The following is a 16,918-nucleotide window of genomic DNA, read 5'->3' as shown; positions in this document are numbered from 1 at the left end:
TCCCCACATCGGGCGGCCCTTCGCAGGCCTACGTGTCCAGGCCGCCAGCGGTCCGCGTGCTTGTCGGTTCCGGGGAACATCTCGGGAGTTCCCCGCAACCGACCAGCACCGGGCCGCTGATGTATGTCCGGCCCGCTCAGGTGCCGGGCAGGGGCTCGGCGGCGGCCCCGAAGGCCAGCCCCCGCACGGCGGCGTCGGTCAGCGCCCCGACGCCCCACCGGCGCAGCGCGCCGCTCGTGCTGCCGACCAGGAAGCCGTACGTCGCGGCGCAGCCGGCCTCCAGCTCGCGGGCCCGGGCCGTCACCGCGGCGACCGTCCCGAGGTCGGCCGGGAGCTCGTAGGCGGCCGCGGCCGGGACCGGGGCGGCGTCGAGCCGCAGCAGGCGGTCGACCAGCTCGTCGCGTCGGTCACGGTGGGCGACGTAGGCGTCGCGCAGGGCGCCGTACAGGGCCGGTTGGGCCGAGGCGGAGGTCTGGGCGCCCAGGGCTCCGACGACGTAGACGGCCGCGTGCTCGGCGGCCAGCACGGTCTGCAGGACCTCGACGTCGCTCATCGGACCGCCAGCTGCTGCGCGACGGCGGCGGACATCGAGCCCAGGACCCGGGCGAGCTCGCCGCTCTCGGCGGCGACGGCCGCAGTGACCAGCCGGCGCTGCAGGCGCTGCTCCTGGCGCACGACCTCGGCGGCGGCGACGGGCGCGGTGGTCGGGGAGTCCGACGGGGTGGCCGGCTCCTCCGCGGGCGCGTCCAGCTCGGCGAGGTGCCGCCGGTGGAGGCGGACCAGCGGCCGGAAGCCGGCTCGGTCGGTCGCGGGCAGCGCCCGGACCGCCGCGAGGGTGGCCGTCAGATCGACGACAACGCTCGCGACCAGGACGGTGTCGGCGTCCTCCGGAGGAGCCGAGACAGCCGGGCCGTCCGGGTCCGCGGGGTCCGAACGGGGGTCGAGGTCGTCCAGGTCACATCCGCTGAGCACCCCCAGCCCGGCCAGGCCGACGAGGGTCGCGCCGACCGTCGTACGACGGGTGACGGAGGGGGGACGACGCGGCACGGCGCGACCCTATCCGCCGAGATGTCACCACGTCGCGCAGAGGCTAGGGTGGGCGACCAGGACAGGCACCAGACAACAGAACAGGGAGGTCGCGCAGCCGTGAGCAGGCCCAGCCAGGACACCATCAGGGACCGGATCGAGGCAGAGCTCGCCGACCCCCTGAAGGCGCTCGAGCTCGACGTCGAGGCGGTCGAGATCACCCCGGCCGGCAAGCGTCGCGTGCTGCGCGTCGCCGTCGACAAGGACGGCGGGGTCACCCTCGACGACGTCGCCGAGGCGACCCGCGAGGTCGACCGGGTCCTGGAGGCCTCCGACGTGATGGGGGAGCACCCCTACACGCTCGAGGTGACCTCCCGGGGCGTCGACCGCCCGCTCACCCTCCCGCGCCACTGGCGCCGCAACGCCGACCGTCTCGCGCGGGTCGTGCTCACCGACGGCTCGGACGTGGTCGGACGGATCCGGTCGTCCGAGGAGGACCCGGCCGGTGCCGTGACCCTCGACGTCGACGGCAGCGAGCGCGTGGTGCCCTACGCCGAGGTCAGCAAGGCCCTGGTCCAGATCGAGTTCAACCGTGCCACCGAGGAGACTGACTGATGGACATCGACCTGAGCATCCTGCGGATGCTGGAGCGCGAGAAGGAGATCTCCTTCGAGGTGCTCGTCGAGGCCATCGAGCAGGCCCTGCTGACGGCGTACCACAAGACGCCGGGCGCGCAGGAGACCGCGCGCGTCGTCCTCGACCGCAAGAGCGGGCACGTGTCCGTGCTGGTGCGCGAGACCGACGACGAGGGCAACCACGTCGGCGACGAGTACGACGACACGCCGCAGGGCTTCGGCCGGATCGCCGCCACCACGGCGAAGCAGATCATGCTGCAGCGGCTGCGCGACGCCGAGGACGACATCCGCTTCGGCGAGTTCTCCGGCAAGGAGGGCGACATCATCTCGGGCGTGATCCAGCAGGGTCGCAACCCCGACGACGTGATGGTCGACCTCGGCAAGCTCGAGGCGCTGCTGCCGGTCAGCGAGCGCGTCCCCGGCGAGAACTACTCCCACGGCACCCGCATCAAGTGCCTGGTGGTCTCGGTCCGCAAGGGGATGCGCGGACCCCAGATCACCCTGTCGCGCTCCCACCCGAGCCTGGTCAAGAAGCTCTTCGCGCTGGAGGTCCCCGAGATCGCCGACGGCACGGTCGAGATCGCCGCGATCGCCCGCGAGGCCGGTCACCGCACCAAGATCGCGGTGAAGTCGACGACCTCCGGGGTGAACGCCAAGGGCGCCTGCATCGGCCCGATGGGCCAGCGGGTCCGCAACGTGATGGCCGAGCTGCACGGCGAGAAGATCGACATCGTCGACTGGTCCGACGACCCCGCCGAGCTGGTCGCGCACGCGCTGTCCCCGGCCCGGGTGCACTCGGTCGAGGTGATCGACCTGGCCGCGCGTTCCGCGCGCGTCGTGGTGCCCGACTTCCAGCTCTCCCTGGCCATCGGCAAGGAGGGCCAGAACGCCCGGCTCGCCGCGCGGCTGACCGGGTGGCGCATCGACATCCGCTCGGACGATGAGACGGCCAGCGACGGCTGAGGCGGTGTCCTGAGTGACGTGAGGGACGAGCGTCGTATCGAAGGGACCGAAGCCGGCGCGTGGAGACCGATCCTGGTCTCGCGATCAGACTCAGTCCCCGCACAGCCAGCACACCGAGATCCCGCAGGTCCCCGATGTGAGGTGTCCCCATGGACACCACGACTCCCGAGACCCCCGCTCCCGCTCCGGTCCCCGTGACCGCTCCTGCCGCTCCCGCCCGGCGCCGCTGGCGCTCGGTCGTGGCGGGCGGCCTGGCCGGCGGCGTGCTCGCCGCGGCGGTCGCCGTACCACTGACGTGGCGGGTGGTGGCGTCCGCCGAGCCGACCGTCTCGCCCGCGGCGAGCGGCGCCACCACGACGACGACCGAGACCTGGCCGCTTCCCGGCAGCGGCTCCCGGCCGGACTGGAGCGCCGCCGGTGGCGGGCCGTCCGGTGACGACGAGGCGGCGGCGGGCGGGACCACCGCCACGGAGACCGACGCGACCGACGCCCAGTCGACCGGCGTGGTCCTGATCGAGACCGTCACCGCGGCCGGCGAGGCCGCCGGCACCGGACTGGTGCTGGACGCGTCCGGGGTCGTGGTCACCAACTACCACGTCGTCGAGGGCGCGACCGCGGTCAGCGTCACGGTGGCGACGACGGGGGGGACCTACCAGGCCGAGGTGCTGGGCGCCGACCCCGAGTCGGACGTCGCCGTGCTGCAGCTCGACGGAGCCGAGGACCTCGCGGTCGTCGACCTGGACGACGACGGGGTGAGCGTCGACGAGGCCGTCACGGCCGTGGGCAACGCCGAGGGGCAGGGCTACCTGTCCGCGTCGACGGGCACCGTGACGTCCCTCGAGGAGTCGATCACCACCGCCGCCGAGCAGGGCATCGAGGGCGAGGACCTGACCGGGCTGATCCAGACCGACGCCTACGTCGTGGGCGGCTACTCCGGCGGCGCGCTGCTCGACGACGAGGGCGAGGTCGTCGGCATCACCACCGCGGCCTCCAGCAGCACCCGGGTCGCGGAGAGCTACGCGGTGCCGATCGAGGACGCGCTGGCCGTCGTCGAGCAGGTCGAGTCCGGCGAGGAGTCCGGGACGGTGCGGATCGGCGCGTCGGCGTACCTGGGGGTCGGTGTGGACCAGAGCCTCCAGGTCGGCTCGGTGGCGGTCGGCACCGCCGCCGCCGACGCCGGCATCGAGGCCGGCGCGACCCTGCGGTCCGTCGACGGTACGACGGTCGCCGACCTGGACGCGCTGAGCGAGGTGCTGGCCGGCCTGGAGCCGGGCGACGAGGTCACGCTCACCTGGCTCGACGCCGACGGCACGACCCAGCAGGCCACGGTCGCCCTCGGCTCGTCACCCGCGGCCTGAGACCTCGCGCACCTCGAGTCGCGGAACCAGGTGGTCGTCGTCGCCGGCCGACCACGCGGGGAAGTCGAAGACGGCCAGCATCAGCTGGAGGGGGTACGTCGGGGGCCGCGGGCACCGGCGTACCTCCTGGCCGTCGACGCTGAAGACGGCCTCGGCGCCGTCCCACCGGGCGGCGTAGGTGTGCCACGCGGAGACGTCGAGGGGCAGTCGGGGCGCGGCGAAGTCCTCGGCCAGGTCGGGGTCGCGGAAGGCGTGGAACCCGTGGCCGACCTCGGCGCTGGCGCCGTCCGGTCCGGTGCGCAGGGAGCGCCCGAAGACCTCGAAGACGCAGATCTCGCCGCTCCGCTCGGGGCGGTCCTCGAACCCGACCAACCACAGCGACGCCATCGAGCGGGGCGACAGCGTCATCCGGCAGCGGATCGCGACCTCCGCCGGCGCTGCCAGCAGCCGGCCCTCGAAGCGCGGCTGCTCCTCCCGCACGACCTGACCGGCGCGGAACGGCTGCTGCCCGAGCGTGCTGCCGACCGGCCCGGAGAAGCTGCCGGACTGCAGCCCCGAGACCCGGATCGGCGGCTCGTGGTCGCCGGCGCACCACACCGGGTGGTCGACGGGGACCTCGAGCACCAGGCCGTCCGGGCCGACGCGGTGGGCGGCGGCGGACGCGGCGCGCGAGCTCCACGCGGGCAGGTAGTGCGGCAACCACCTGTCGTGGTCGAGCCCGGGCCCCGGGAATCGGTCCGAGAAAGTCACGGTCGAACCCTAAGGTCGGCCACCGACGCCGCGCCCGGTTCGGACTAGCACCCCGGTTGCGGGTAAGGTGGAGGAGCAGTGGCCCGCCAACAGACATCTTCGGCATGCCCGGACATCGCGACCCCGCTGGGGCCGGTCCGGACCTGCGTCGGATGCCGGGGGCGAGCCGCCAAGCGCGAGTTGTTGCGGGTGACCGTCGGCTCGGACGCGGACGGCCGACCAGCCGTCTCGCCCGATCCGCGCGGCACCGCACCTGGTCGAGGGGCGCACCTGCACCCCACGACCGAGTGCTACGAGCTCGCGGTGCGGAGGAAGGCCTTCGCCCGTGCCCTGCGGTTCACCGCAGGCGGGGCGGGACTGTCCACCGAGCCGCTGGCGCTACACCTCGCCGAGCGCGATGCACAGCACGACGTACAGCACCACGATCCATCACCACCGACCGACAGAAACTGGAGCAGCAGCTCATGAGCACTCGATGAGTACTTCCCGATGAGTTTGCACAACCACTAACGGTCTCGAGCAACACCCCCGGACTTCCGAGCTCGCGGGTCTCGAGGCCAGAAGGAGAAGCGTGGCCAAGACCCGAGTTCACGAGCTCGCCAAGGAGTTCGACGTCGAGAGCAAGTTCGTTCTCGAGAAGTTCAAGGAGATGGGGGAGTTCGTCAAGTCGGCGAGCTCGACCATCGAGCTGCCGGCGGAGATGCGTTTCCGCAAGGAGTACGGCGAGAAGCTGAAGGCCGAGCAGTCCTCGGCCCCGGCTGCGCCCGCCCCCGCCGCAGCCCCCGCGCCGGCCCCCAAGCCGGCCGCGAAGAAGCCTGCCGCGGCTGCCGAGGCCCCCGCCTCGCCGGCCCCTGCTGCTGCCGAGGCGCCCGCCGCCCCGGCCGCCCCCGCCGCTCCGGAGGCCCCCGCGGCCGCCGCCGCGCCGGCTGCTCCCGCTCCCAAGGCCGCGCCGCGCCCGGGCCCCAAGCCCGGTCCGGCCGCTCCCGCGGAGAAGGCCCCGGAGGCTCCCGAGCCGCCTGCGGCCCCGGCTGCCTCGGCTCCGGCTCCGGCCGCGCCCAAGGGTCCGACGCCCGCGCCGCGGCCCGTCGGCCGTCCGGGTGCTCCGCGCCCGGGCAACAACCCGTTCGCCTCCAGCCAGGGCATGGGCCGCAAGCCCGCGCCGCCGCGTGGTGGCGAGACTCCGGCCGCCGGCGCTCCCGCCGCTCCGGCCGCCGGTGGCGATAACCGTCCGCCCCGGCCGCCGGCCGCGCGTGACGGCGGCGCTCCGGGCCGTCCCGGCATGCCGCGCCCGAACCCGGCGATGATGCCCAAGTCCCCGGCCGCCTTCGGTGGTGGCCCCGGCGGTCGTGGCCCCGGTGGCCCCGGTGCCGGTCGCCCCGGCGCGCCGGGTCGCGGTGGCCCGGGTGCTGGTCGTCCGGGTGCTCCCGGTCGCGGTGGTCCCGGCGGTGGCGCCGGTGCCGGTGCGCCCGGTCGTCCGGGTGGCTTCGGCCCCGCGGGCGGCGGTCGCCCCGGTGGCGGCAACCGTCCCGGCCAGCGCGGTCAGACCCAGGGTGCCTTCGGTCGCCCCGGTGGTCCGTCGCGCCGTGGTCGCAAGTCGAAGCGGGCCCGTCGCCAGGAGTTCGAGGCCATGCAGGCCCCGACGATCGGTGGCGTGCGCGTCCGCAAGGGCGACGGCGAGACCGTCAAGCTGCCCCGTGGCGCCTCGCTGACCGACTTCGCCGAGCGCATCGGCGTCGACGCCGCCGCGCTCGTGCAGATGCTGTTCAGCCTGGGCGAGATGGTGACCGCGACCGAGTCGGTCAACGACGAGACGTTCGAGCTGCTCGGCGAGGAGCTCAACTACGTCGTCCAGGTCGTCTCGCCCGAGGACGAGGACCGCGAGCTGCTCGAGGGCTTCGACCTGGAGTTCGGCGCCGACGAGGGCGACGAGTCCGACCTGGTCGTGCGACCCCCGGTCGTCACGGTCATGGGTCACGTCGACCACGGAAAGACCAAGCTCCTCGACGCGCTGCGCAACGCCAACGTCGTCGACAAGGAGGCCGGTGGCATCACCCAGCACATCGGTGCCTACCAGGTCTCGGCCGAGGTCGACGGCGACGAGCGTCGCATCACCTTCATCGACACCCCGGGTCACGAGGCGTTCACCGCGATGCGTGCGCGTGGTGCCCAGGCGACCGACATCGCGATCCTCGTGGTGGCGGCCGACGACGGCGTCATGCCGCAGACGGTCGAGGCGCTCAACCACGCCAAGGCCGCCGGTGTCCCGATCGTGGTGGCGGTCAACAAGATCGACAAGCCCGACGCCGACCCGACCAAGGTCCGCGGCCAGCTGACCGAGTACGGCCTGGTGCCCGAGGAGTACGGCGGCGACTCGATGTTCGTCGACGTCTCGGCGAAGTCCGAGCTCAACCTCGACAAGCTGCTGGAGGCGGTCGTGCTGACCGCCGACGCGTCGCTCGACCTGCGGGCCAACCCCACGCAGGACGCCCAGGGTCTGGTCGTCGAGGCCCACCTGGACCGCGGTCGCGGTCCGGTGGCCACGGTGCTGGTCCAGCGCGGCACGCTGCGCGTGGGCGACTCGATCGTGGCGGGCGCCGGCTACGGCCGCGTGCGCGCCATGCTCGACGAGCACGGCGAGAACATCACCGAGGCCTACCCGTCGCGTCCCGCGATGGTGCTGGGTCTGACCGCGGTGCCGGGTGCGGGCCAGAACTTCATCGTGGTCGAGGACGACCGCATGGCCCGTCAGATCGCCGAGAAGCGCGAGTCGCGTGAGCGGGCGGCCATGCAGGCCAAGCGTCGCGTGCGTCGTACCCTCGAGGACTTCATGGCCTCCATGGAGAAGGGCGAGAGCCAGGAGCTCAACCTCATCCTCAAGGGCGACGTGTCCGGTTCCGTCGAGGCGCTCGAGGACGCCCTGTCGCAGATCGACGTCGGCGACGAGGTCAGCCTGCGGGTCATCGACCGCGGTGTCGGTGCGATCACCGAGACCAACGTCGACCTGGCCGCGGCCTCCGACGCGATCATCATCGGGTTCAACGTCCGCCCGCAGGGCAAGGCGACCGAGATGGCCGACAAGGAGGGCGTGGAGATCCGCTACTACTCGGTGATCTACCAGGCCATCGAGGAGATCGAGGCGGCCCTCAAGGGCATGCTCAAGCCGATCTACGAGGAGTCCGTCCTCGGGCAGGCCGAGATCCGCAACATCTTCCGTTCGTCGAAGATCGGCAACATCGCCGGTTGCATGGTCACCAGTGGCCTGCTGCGACGCAACGCGAAGGCGCGGCTGCTCCGCGACGGCAAGATCGTCGCGGACAACCTCGACCTGGCCTCGCTCAAGCGGGAGAAGGACGACGCGTCCGAGGTCCGCGAGGGCTTCGAGTGTGGTCTGGTGCTGAAGAACTACCAGAACATCGAGATCGGCGACATCGTGGAATCCTTCGAGATGCGCGAGATCGCCCGCAGCTGATCCACCCCGTCGTGTCGGCGCGGTCCCTGCGGGGGTCGCGCCGACACGCGTTTGACGATGCGAGAGTAGGAATCATGGCCAATCCCCGCGTACGCCGCGTCGCCGACCGGATCAAGGTCGTCGTCGCCGAGATGCTCGAGCGCCGGATCAAGGACCCGCGACTGGGCTTCGTGACGATCACCGACGTCCGACTGACCGGTGACGGCCAGCAGGCCACCATCTTCTGGACGGTGCTCGGGACCGACGAGGAGGCCGCCGGCACCGCCGCGGCCCTGGAGTCGGCCAAGGGGGTGCTGCGCTCGGAGGTCTCGCGCCAGCTCGGCACCCGGATCGTCCCGACCCTCACCTTCGTGCGCGACGCCCTGCCCGAGGAGGCCCGTCACCTCGACGAGGTGCTGGCCCGGGCGAAGGCGCTCGACGACGAGGTCGCGGCCCGCCGCGGCGCGGCGTACGCCGGCGACGAGGACCCGTACAAGAAGCCCCGCGAGGTCGGCGAAGAGTCGGACGAGGACGACGACGAGTCGTGACCGACGACGCGGGTCTGGTCGTCGTCGACAAGTCGGGGGGCATGACGTCGCACGACGTCGTCTCGCGGGTGCGCCGGCTGGCCGGCACCCGCAAGGTCGGCCACGCCGGCACCCTCGACCCGATGGCGACCGGCGTCCTGGTGCTCGGGGTCAACCGGGCCACCCGGTTGCTCGGGCACCTGATGCTCACCGAGAAGGGGTACGACGCCACCGTGCGGCTCGGCGTCGCCACGACGACCGACGACGCCGAGGGTGAGGTCACCGCGACCGCGGCGGCCGACCACCTCGACGAGACGGTCGTGCGGGCGGCCTTCGCCGCGCAGGTGGGCGAGCTGCTGCAGGTCCCGACCTCCGTGTCGGCGATCAAGGTGGACGGCAAGCGGGCCTACCAGCGGGTCCGCGACGGCGAGCAGGTCGAGCTGAAGGCCCGGCCGGTCACCGTGCACGCGCTGGAGGTCCTCGACCAGCGGGTCGCCGGGGAGTGGCTCGACGTCGACGTCTCGCTGCGCTGCTCCAGCGGCACCTACGTCCGGGCGATCGCCCGCGACGTCGGCGCCGCGCTCGGCGTCGGCGGGCACCTCACCGCGCTGCGTCGTACGGCGGTCGGGCCCTACGACCTCGGCGTCGCCCGAACCCTGGAGGAGCTGGGGGAGTCGTTCGCGGTGCTCCCGGTGGCCGACGCGGCCCGGGCCGCGTTCCCGGCGGTCGAGCTCGACGACGAGCAGGCGCGCGACGTCCGGGTCGGGCGGCCGATCGACGTACCGCTCGACGCGCTGGCGGCGGTGTTCGCGCCCGACGGCGAGTTCCTGGCGCTCTACGAGCCGCGCGAGGGCCGGGCCCGGCCGGTCGCCGTCTTCGTCTGACCCTGCGCTGAGTAGGGTTTCGTCCGTGCAGATCTGGCGCTCCCTCGACGACGTCCCGGCCGACCTCGGTCGCACGGCCGTCGTCATCGGCAACTTCGACGGGGTCCACCTCGGCCACCGGCGGGTGCTGGCCCGGGCCCGGGACCTGGCCGACCGGGACGGCCTGACCCTGGTCGCCGTCACCTTCGACCCGCACCCGATGGCCGTGCTGCGCCCCGAGCACGCCCCGAGCACACTGACCTCGATCGAGGTACGGGCCGAGCTGCTCGGCGACGCAGGTGCGGACGCCGTGCTCGCCGTTCCCTTCGACCTCGACGTGGCGGGCTGGGAGCCGGAGGAGTTCGTGCTCCGCGTGCTGGTCGACACCCTGGAGGCGGCGGCCGTCGTGGTCGGGGCGAACTTCCGCTTCGGCCGCAAGGCCGCCGGCGACGTGGCCACGCTGGCCCTCCTGGGTCAGCGGCACGACTTCACCGCCGAGGGCATCCCGCTCGACGGCGGACCGATGGTCTGGTCGTCGACCTACGTCCGCACCTGCCTGGCGACCGGCGACGTCGCCGGCGCCGCCGAGGCGCTCGGTCGGCCGTACGCCGTCCGCGGGATCGTCGTCCGTGGTGACCAGCGCGGCCGCGAGCTCGGCTACCCGACCGCCAACGTCCCGACCGACGGGCTCACCGCCGCGCCGGCCGACGGCGTGTACGCCGGCTGGCTGCGTCGGCTCGACACCGGCGAGACCTTCCCCGCGGCGATCAGCGTCGGCACCAACCCGACCTTCGACGGCGTCCGTGAGCGTCGGGTCGAGAGCTACGTGCTCGACCGCACCGATCTCGAGCTCTACGGCGTGGAGGTCGAGGTGTCCTTCGTCGACCGGCTGCGGGGGATGGTCGCCTTCGAGTCGGTCGAGAAGCTCATCGTGCAGATGGACGCTGACGTCGACCGCGCCCGGGTGCTCCTCTCCTCGTGAGCACGTCGACCGCCGACACCGTCGCCGCCACGGACCAGTGGTTCCTGCAGCACGGCCTGACGTACTTCGTGCCCGAGAACCGGGCTGCGGTCCGATCGGCCCTGCGGCCCCGGCGGATCGTGCCCCTCGTGCTGGGGACCGCGCTGGGGGCGGCGGCCGTCGCGATCGCGGTGGCGGTCTGGGCCGACGACGAGCGCAGCCTGCTGCCGGCGGTCCTGTGGACCGTCTTCGGCCTGGTGGCGACCTGGTACGCGCTGACCGCGCTGCAGGCCCGCCCCATCGTGGCCTGGGCGCTCGCGCGCACCTTCCGCTCCCTCGGGACGCTGCTGCCGATGATGACGCGGGCGCTGCCGCTGCTGCTGGTCTTCGTCACCTTCCTGTTCATCAACGCCGAGGTCTGGCAGGTGTCGGCGTACCTCGACGGCGGCCGGTTGTGGCTGGTCGCGCTGCTCTTCGGCACCCTGGCCGGTGCCTTCCTGCTCGTCCGGTTGCCGGAGGAGGTCGACCGGACCGACGACCACGTCGACGAGGCGCTGCTGCTGAAGTCGACCGCGGGCACGCCGCTCGAGCGGGCCGCCCGCGAGCTGGTCGACGACCCCGACGGCGATCCGGCGTCGTACGCGGAGGTGTCCGGCTACGAGCGCTGGAACCTGGTCCTGGTCTTGGTGGTCATCCAGGCCACCCAGGTGCTGCTCCTCGCGGTCACGGTCTTCGCGTTCTTCATGCTCTTCGGCGCGATGATCATGGACCCCGAGATCGTCGGCACCTGGACCGGCGAGGGGGCGGCCGCCGTGCACAACGTCCCGCGCTTCCCGACCCTGTCCTTCGAGCTGGTCCAGGTCTCGGTGTTCCTGGCGTCCTTCTCAAGCCTCTACCTCACCGTGTCGACGGTGACCGACGAGACCTATCGCGAGCAGTTCTTCGGCAGCGTCCTGCACGAGATGGAGCGGGCGGTCGGCGTCCGCGCGGTCTACCTCGCCCTGCGCGCCGCGACACCTAAGTCGACCGAATAACTAGTGTTAGCATCCGGGCATGTCTCGGAACGGCATCACCCGACGTACCCTCCTCGCCGCCTCGGCCGCCGGTGCGGTCGTCGCCACCACCGCCGGCTCCGCCTGGCGGGCCGTCGCCGGCGCACCGGCGATCCTCAAGGCGCTCCCGCCCTCGCAGTTCGTCGACTTCGGAACGAACGCCGAGATGCGGTGGGAGTCGGTCGACCCGCGTCGCTACCTCACCCCGCAGGCCCGGCTGTTCGTCCGCAACCACACGGTCACGCCGACGATCGACGCGTCGTCGTACCGGCTGCGGGTGTTCGGTGACGCGGTCGTGGGCGAGCGCTCCCTCTCGCTGCGCGATCTGCGCCGCTTCCGGCAGGTCGAGGCGACCACGGTGCACGAGTGCACGGGCAACGGGCGCAGCTTCTTCGGCAGCCAGCAGGGCGAGACGGTCAGCGGCACGGCCTGGACCCTGGGCGCGGTCGGGACCGTGACCTGGCAGGGCGCCCGGCTGGGCGACGTCCTGCGATCGCTCGGGGTGAGCCGCGAGGCGGTGTCGATCCAGGCGACCGGGCTGGATCCCTCGTACGCGACCGGGGGCGTCGACTACGGTCCGGTGCGGCGCCCGTTCCCCGTCGCCAAGGCGTACGACGACGCGCTGCTCGCCTGGGGCATGAACGGCGAGCCGCTGCTGCCCGACCACGGCTACCCGCTGCGCCTGGTGCTGCCGGGCTGGGTCGGCATCGCCAGCATCAAGTGGCTGGGTTCGCTGGAGGTCTCCCGCCAGGAGCTGACCTCGCCCTGGAACACGAAGTGGTACCGCCTCACCGGCGGCTCCTACCCCGCCGACTCGCCGCCGCTGACGGTCAACCCGGTCCGGTCGGCGTGGGAGCTCCCGCTCGGCGCCCGGCTGGCCCGGCGGCGGCGCCTCGTGCTGACCGGGCGTTCCTGGAGCGGTGCGGGCGCGATCCGGACGGTGGAGGTCAGCCTGGACGGCGGCGAGCACTGGCAGCGGGCCCGGCTCGCCGATCGGCGGCGGGGCGAGGGCTGGACCCGCTGGTCCGTCGACTGGCACCGCCCGACGGTGGGGGAGCACACCCTCCTTGCGCGGGCCACCGACGTCCAGCGGCGCACGCAGCCCGACGTCACGCCCTTCAACAGCAACGGCTACTTCTTCGACGCGGTGGTCCGCCACCCCGTCACCGTCGTCTGAAATGCCGAGTCGGCGCGAGTTCGCGCCGACTCGGCACTGAACTCACGCCGACTCGGCGATCAGGGGGTCAGGCGTCGAGGTCCTTCTCGACGAGGGCCGCGATGGCGTCGACGTCGGCCTCGTTGTCGCCGGAGACCTCGACCGTGTCGCCCTTGCCGGCGCCCAGGGTCATGATCAGCAGGGCCGAGCTGGCGTCGACGGCCTCGTCACCGGGGATGCCGATGAGCACCTCGGAGTCGAGCTCGCCGGCGGCCTCCGAGATGATCGCGGCGGGACGGGCGTGCAGGCCGACGGCGGAGCCGACGGTCACGGACTTGGTGGGCATGGGTTCTCCTTCTCGGGTTGGGTAGGACGCTCAGGCGGCCGCGGGGGCCGTGGTCTTGCCGAACGACTTCAGGGCGATGACGGCAGCGGCGCCGACCAGGACGCCGGCGATGAGGGCGACGAAGAACCCGAGGACACCGTCGACCGCGAAGATCACGAAGATACCCCCGTGCGGGGCGCGGACGCTGACGTCGAGCGCCATGGACAGGCCGCCGGTGACGGCGCTGCCGGCCATGATCGCCGGGATGACGCGCAGCGGGTCGGCCGCCGCGAACGGGATCGCGCCCTCGGTGATGAAGGAGGCGCCCAGCAGCCACCCGGCCTTGCCGTTCTCCCGCTCGGGGACGTTGAACAGGCTCGGGCGGACGACGGTCGCGAGGGCCAGGGCGATCGGCGGGACCATGCCGGCGAGCATGACCGCAGCCATGATCTTCAGCTCGGGGGCGTCCGAGGCGAGCGCTGCGCCGCCGACGCCGGCAGCCGCGAAGCTGTAGGCCACCTTGTTGAGCGGGCCGCCCATGTCGAAGGCCATCATCAGGCCGAGGACGATGCCGAGCAGGACGGCGTAGCTGCCGCTCATGGAGTTCAGGCCGTCGTTGAGCTGGTCCATCAGCCAGCCGATCGGCTTCCCGAAGACCACGATCATCAGCAAGCCGGCGATGATCGAGGTGAGCAGTGGGATGACCAGCACGGGCATCAGCCCGCGAGCCCAGGTGGGGACCTTCCAGCCAGCGATCCAGTGGGCGATCAGACCCGCGAGCACACCGCCGACGATGGCCCCGAGGAAGCCCGTGGCCGGGAGGTCGCCGCCGTTGCCGTCGTTCACCGCGAAGACGTTCGCCGCGAGGCCGCCCACGATGAAACCGGGCGCGATGCCGGGTCGGTCGGCGATCGCGTACGCGATGTAGCCCGCGAGCGCCGGGATGAAGAAGATGAAGGCGGTCTTGCCGATGATGAAGAACAGGGCGCCCAGGTAGGCCATCAGCCCCGAGCCGAAGAGTGCGTGGTCGAGACCCAGCGCGTCCGGGTCGGGCAGGTCGAAGAGCGTGTTGTTGACCGCGATGTCGCCGTACGGACCCACGATCTCGTAGCCGCCGAGCAGGAAGCCCAGCGCGATCAGCAGACCGCCGGCAGCGACGAACGGGATCATGTAGGACACGCCGGTCATCAGCACCCGACGGGTCCGACCGCCCCAGCTCTCGCCCGCGCCGGACGAGGCGCTGGACTCGCCACCCCCTCCGGTGGCGGACCCCTCGACGCGCGGGGCGTTGGGGTCGCCGGCGTACCGGAGGGCCTCGGCGATCATCGCGTCGCCCTCGTCGATCGGGCGCTTGACCCCCGAGGAGACGAGCGGCTTTCCGGCGAACCGGCCGCGGTCGCGGACGCCCACGTCGACGGCGAAGATGACCGCGTCGGCGGCGGCGATGGTCTCGGGGGCGAGCGGCTTGGCGCCGGCCGAGCCCTGCGTCTCGACGGCGATCTCGACGCCGGCCCGGGCGGCGGCGGCCTCGAGGGCCTCGGCGGCCATGTAGGTGTGCGCGATGCCGGTGGGGCAGGCGGTCACAGCCACCAAGCGGCGGGCGGCGGGCGCGGCCTCGGCCGGCTTCTCGGCCGCGGGCGCGGCGGCAGCCGGTGCGGCTGCGGGCTTCGGGGCCGGTGCGGCGCCGAGCACCAGCTCGATCTGCTCGACGACCTCCTCGGGCGTCTCGGCGGCGCGCAGCGAGTCGGTGAAGGCGGGCTTCACCAGGGCGCGGGCGAGCTTGGTCAGCAGCTGCAGGTGGGTGGCGTCGCCCCCGGCCGGGGCCGTGATCAGGAAGGCCAGGTCGGCGGGGCCGTCCTTGGCCCCGAAGTCGACGGGCGGGCTCAACCGCGCGAACGCCAGGGTGGGCTCGTCCACGCCGGCGGTGCGGCAGTGGGGGATCGCGATGCCACCGGGCAGACCGGTCGGCGAGGTCTCCTCGCGGGCGAGGGCGTCCGTCACGATCTGGTCGACGTCGGTGGCGCGACCGGCGTCGTTGACGACACCGGCGAGAGCCCGGATCACGTCGTGCTTGTCGGCACCGAGGTCCGCGTCGAGGCGGACCAGGGCCGAGGTGATCAGGTCGGACATTCAGTCTCCCTGGGTGGGGCGCAGGTCGCGCACCGAGACGAGCTCGGGGCGGACCTGCGTGGGGTGCGGGATGGTCGTGCCGGGAAGTCCGGCGGCCGCGCTGCCGTAGGCGACGGCGAGTGCGAGTCTGTGAGCGGGTGGCTTCTGCTGGATGTCGCCGAGCAGGTACCCGAAGAGGCTGGAGTCTCCCGCTCCGACGGTGCTCACGACCTCGGTCGGCGGGGGCGTGGCGTGCCAGGCGCCGTCCGCCGTGACGAGGACGGCGCCGTGCGCACCGAGCGTGGCGAGCACCGTGTCGACACCCTGGTCGACCAGGGTCGCGGCCGCCTTCGCCGCAGCCAGCGGGTCGGACTCCAGCAGGTCGGGGTCGCCCCCGGTGAAGGAGGCCAGCTCCTCGCCGTTCGGCTTCATCAGGTGCGGCGGGGCCTCGGCCAGCCGCCCGACGAGGGCGCGCAGCGGCGCGTCGCTGGTGTCGACCGCGATCCGGGCGCCGGTGTCGCGCAGGGCACCGACCAGCTCGGCGTACCACTCGACGGGGGCGCCGGGCGGCAGCGAGCCGGCGAGCACGATCCAGTCGGCGGAGGCGGCCCGCCGCCGCAGCGACTCCGCGAGTCCGCGGAGCACCAGGGGCGTGACCGTCGGACCGGGGCTGTTGAGCTTGGTGGTGGTGCCGTCCGGCTCGCTGATGGTGATGTTCACGCGCAGGGTGCCGTCGTTCGGCACCGGGCGGCAGTCGATGCCCGCGGCGAGCAGCTCCAGGACGTACGGGTCGTCCTTGGCGGCCGGCAGCACGGCGATCGAGGGGATCCCGGCGGCCACCGAGGCGCGCGAGATGTTTACCCCCTTGCCGCCAGCCTGGGACAGCACCGACTCCGCGCGCTGGACGGCGCCGCGCTCCAGCTCGCCGGTGAGCGTCACCGTCCGGTCGTGGCTCGGGTTGGGCGTGAGGGTGATGATCATGCGGTTCGGACCTCCACTCCGGCGGCGGCGAAGGCCGCCTCGTCCGCGGGGTCGATCCCCGAGTCGGTGATCAGCACGTCGACCTCGGCCAGCGACGCGAAACGGATCGGCGACTCGACGCCGACCTTGCTGGAGTCGGCCAGGACGACGACCTGCCGCGCGCTCTGGACCAGGGCGCGCTTGACGGCGGCCTCGTCGTGGTCGGGCGTCGACAGCCCGTGCTCGGCGGTCACGCCGTTGCTGCCCAGGAACACCACGTCGGCGCGGAGCTGGGAGATGGCGGCGACCGTGTCGGCGCCGACCGCGGCCTGGGTGGTCAGCCGGACCCGACCCGGCAGCAGGTGCAGGTCGACCTGCGGGTTGCCGGCCAGGCGGGCGGCGACGGGGACGGCGTGGGTGAAGAGCACCAGCCGGTGGTCGCGGGGGAGCAGGCTGGCCAGCCGATTGGTGGTGGTGCCGGCGTCGAGCAGCACCGTCGCCCCGACCGGCGGGAGCAGGTCGAGCGCGGCCCGGGCGATCCGCTCCTTCTCCGGCGTGTTCGCCTGGTCGCGCTCCAGCAGCCCGGACTCGATCACCGCGAGGCTGTCGGACGGTACGGCGCCCCCGTGCACGCGCCGGACCAGACCCATCCGCTCCAGGGCGGACAGATCCCTGCGGACGGTCTCGGTGGTGACGTCGTACCGCTCGGCGAGTACGTTGACGGACAGGCGTCCGTGCTCGGCCACGAGCTGGGCCATCGCCTGCTGGCGTTCTTCGGCGTACAT

Annotated in this window: 17 protein-coding genes; 10 read left to right on the top strand and 7 right to left on the bottom strand. The window is 73.0% G+C overall.

Annotated elements, in window-relative coordinates; all coding sequences use genetic code 11:
- Window positions 1-136 precede the first annotated feature (136 nt).
- The gene (locus BLT76_RS06525; RefSeq protein WP_090852597.1) at window positions 137-553 is read right to left on the bottom strand and encodes a DUF4439 domain-containing protein; all 417 of its coding nucleotides are present in this window, start codon (window positions 551-553) and stop codon (window positions 137-139) included.
- Window positions 550-1,047 carry a hypothetical protein gene (locus BLT76_RS06520; RefSeq protein ID WP_090852594.1) on the bottom strand — a complete coding sequence of 166 codons (498 nt, stop codon included), beginning with the start codon at window positions 1,045-1,047 and terminating at the stop codon, window positions 550-552. The genes BLT76_RS06525 and BLT76_RS06520 overlap by 4 nt, the downstream gene beginning before the upstream one ends.
- 99 nt (window positions 1,048-1,146) lie before the next feature.
- Between BLT76_RS06520 and rimP the strand changes: the two genes are divergently transcribed.
- From rimP to BLT76_RS06505, 3 genes are all read left to right on the top strand, one after another.
- Window positions 1,147-1,641, top strand: a complete 495-nt coding sequence (rimP, locus tag BLT76_RS06515) for a ribosome maturation factor RimP (RefSeq protein WP_244509289.1) — start codon at window positions 1,147-1,149, stop codon at window positions 1,639-1,641.
- Window positions 1,641-2,624, top strand: a complete 984-nt coding sequence (gene nusA, locus BLT76_RS06510) for a transcription termination factor NusA (protein WP_090852588.1) — start codon at window positions 1,641-1,643, stop codon at window positions 2,622-2,624. Before rimP ends, nusA begins: the two co-directional genes overlap by 1 nt.
- A gap of 149 nt (window positions 2,625-2,773) precedes the next feature.
- Window positions 2,774-3,982: a S1C family serine protease gene (locus tag BLT76_RS06505; protein ID WP_090852585.1), complete on the top strand. Its 1,209-nt coding sequence runs from the start codon at window positions 2,774-2,776 to the stop codon at window positions 3,980-3,982.
- Here the strand turns inward: BLT76_RS06505 and BLT76_RS06500 are convergent.
- Window positions 3,968-4,732 carry a glycoside hydrolase family 16 protein gene (locus tag BLT76_RS06500; protein WP_090852582.1) on the bottom strand — a complete coding sequence of 255 codons (765 nt, stop codon included), beginning with the start codon at window positions 4,730-4,732 and terminating at the stop codon, window positions 3,968-3,970. The two genes, BLT76_RS06505 and BLT76_RS06500, sit on opposite strands and share 15 nt — an antisense overlap.
- Window positions 4,733-4,810: 78 nt before the next feature.
- On the opposite strand from BLT76_RS06500, the gene BLT76_RS06495 reads away from it, so the two are divergent.
- From BLT76_RS06495 to BLT76_RS06465, 7 genes are all read left to right on the top strand, one after another.
- On the top strand, window positions 4,811-5,200 hold the full coding sequence (locus BLT76_RS06495) for a YlxR family protein (RefSeq protein WP_280139625.1): 390 nt from the start codon (window positions 4,811-4,813) through the stop codon (window positions 5,198-5,200).
- A gap of 103 nt (window positions 5,201-5,303) precedes the next feature.
- On the top strand, window positions 5,304-8,201 hold the full coding sequence (gene infB, locus BLT76_RS06490; RefSeq protein ID WP_090852580.1) for a translation initiation factor IF-2: 2,898 nt from the start codon (window positions 5,304-5,306) through the stop codon (window positions 8,199-8,201).
- Window positions 8,202-8,275: 74 nt separating this feature from the next.
- Complete coding sequence (rbfA, locus tag BLT76_RS06485; RefSeq protein ID WP_090852579.1) at window positions 8,276-8,728, top strand: 30S ribosome-binding factor RbfA; 453 nt, start codon at window positions 8,276-8,278, stop codon at window positions 8,726-8,728.
- On the top strand, window positions 8,725-9,591 hold the full coding sequence (gene truB, locus BLT76_RS06480) for a tRNA pseudouridine(55) synthase TruB (protein WP_090852576.1): 867 nt from the start codon (window positions 8,725-8,727) through the stop codon (window positions 9,589-9,591). The genes rbfA and truB overlap by 4 nt, the downstream gene beginning before the upstream one ends.
- 25 nt (window positions 9,592-9,616) lie before the next feature.
- A complete protein-coding gene (locus BLT76_RS06475; RefSeq protein WP_090852573.1) occupies window positions 9,617-10,552 on the top strand; it encodes a bifunctional riboflavin kinase/FAD synthetase in 936 nt (311 codons plus the stop codon).
- Window positions 10,549-11,565 (top strand): hypothetical protein, encoded by a 1,017-nt coding sequence (locus BLT76_RS06470; protein WP_090852570.1) that lies wholly within the window; start codon window positions 10,549-10,551, stop codon window positions 11,563-11,565. Before BLT76_RS06475 ends, BLT76_RS06470 begins: the two co-directional genes overlap by 4 nt.
- Before the next feature lie 19 nt (window positions 11,566-11,584).
- Window positions 11,585-12,760, top strand: a complete 1,176-nt coding sequence (locus BLT76_RS06465; RefSeq protein WP_090852567.1) for a molybdopterin-dependent oxidoreductase — start codon at window positions 11,585-11,587, stop codon at window positions 12,758-12,760.
- Window positions 12,761-12,827: 67 nt separating this feature from the next.
- On the opposite strand, the gene BLT76_RS06460 is transcribed toward BLT76_RS06465, so the two are convergent.
- From BLT76_RS06460 to BLT76_RS06445, 4 genes are read right to left on the bottom strand one after another with little or no spacing between them, the layout of a single operon-like run.
- The gene (locus tag BLT76_RS06460) at window positions 12,828-13,085 is read right to left on the bottom strand and encodes an HPr family phosphocarrier protein (protein ID WP_090852564.1); all 258 of its coding nucleotides are present in this window, start codon (window positions 13,083-13,085) and stop codon (window positions 12,828-12,830) included.
- A 30-nt stretch (window positions 13,086-13,115) separates the two neighbouring features.
- Window positions 13,116-15,194, bottom strand: a complete 2,079-nt coding sequence (locus tag BLT76_RS06455) for a PTS fructose transporter subunit IIABC (RefSeq protein WP_090852560.1) — start codon at window positions 15,192-15,194, stop codon at window positions 13,116-13,118.
- Window positions 15,195-16,154: a 1-phosphofructokinase family hexose kinase gene (locus BLT76_RS06450; RefSeq protein WP_090852557.1), complete on the bottom strand. Its 960-nt coding sequence runs from the start codon at window positions 16,152-16,154 to the stop codon at window positions 15,195-15,197.
- Entirely contained in the window at window positions 16,151-16,918 is a 768-nt protein-coding gene (locus BLT76_RS06445; RefSeq protein ID WP_090852554.1) for a DeoR/GlpR family DNA-binding transcription regulator, read from the bottom strand. The genes BLT76_RS06450 and BLT76_RS06445 overlap by 4 nt, the downstream gene beginning before the upstream one ends.

It is taken from the genome of Nocardioides lianchengensis (genome assembly GCF_900101465.1).
GTDB classification, from domain to species: domain Bacteria; phylum Actinomycetota; class Actinomycetes; order Propionibacteriales; family Nocardioidaceae; genus Nocardioides; species Nocardioides lianchengensis.
The sequence above is the reverse complement of the archived record's forward strand: the minus strand, read 5'-3'. Positions and strand labels throughout refer to the sequence as shown.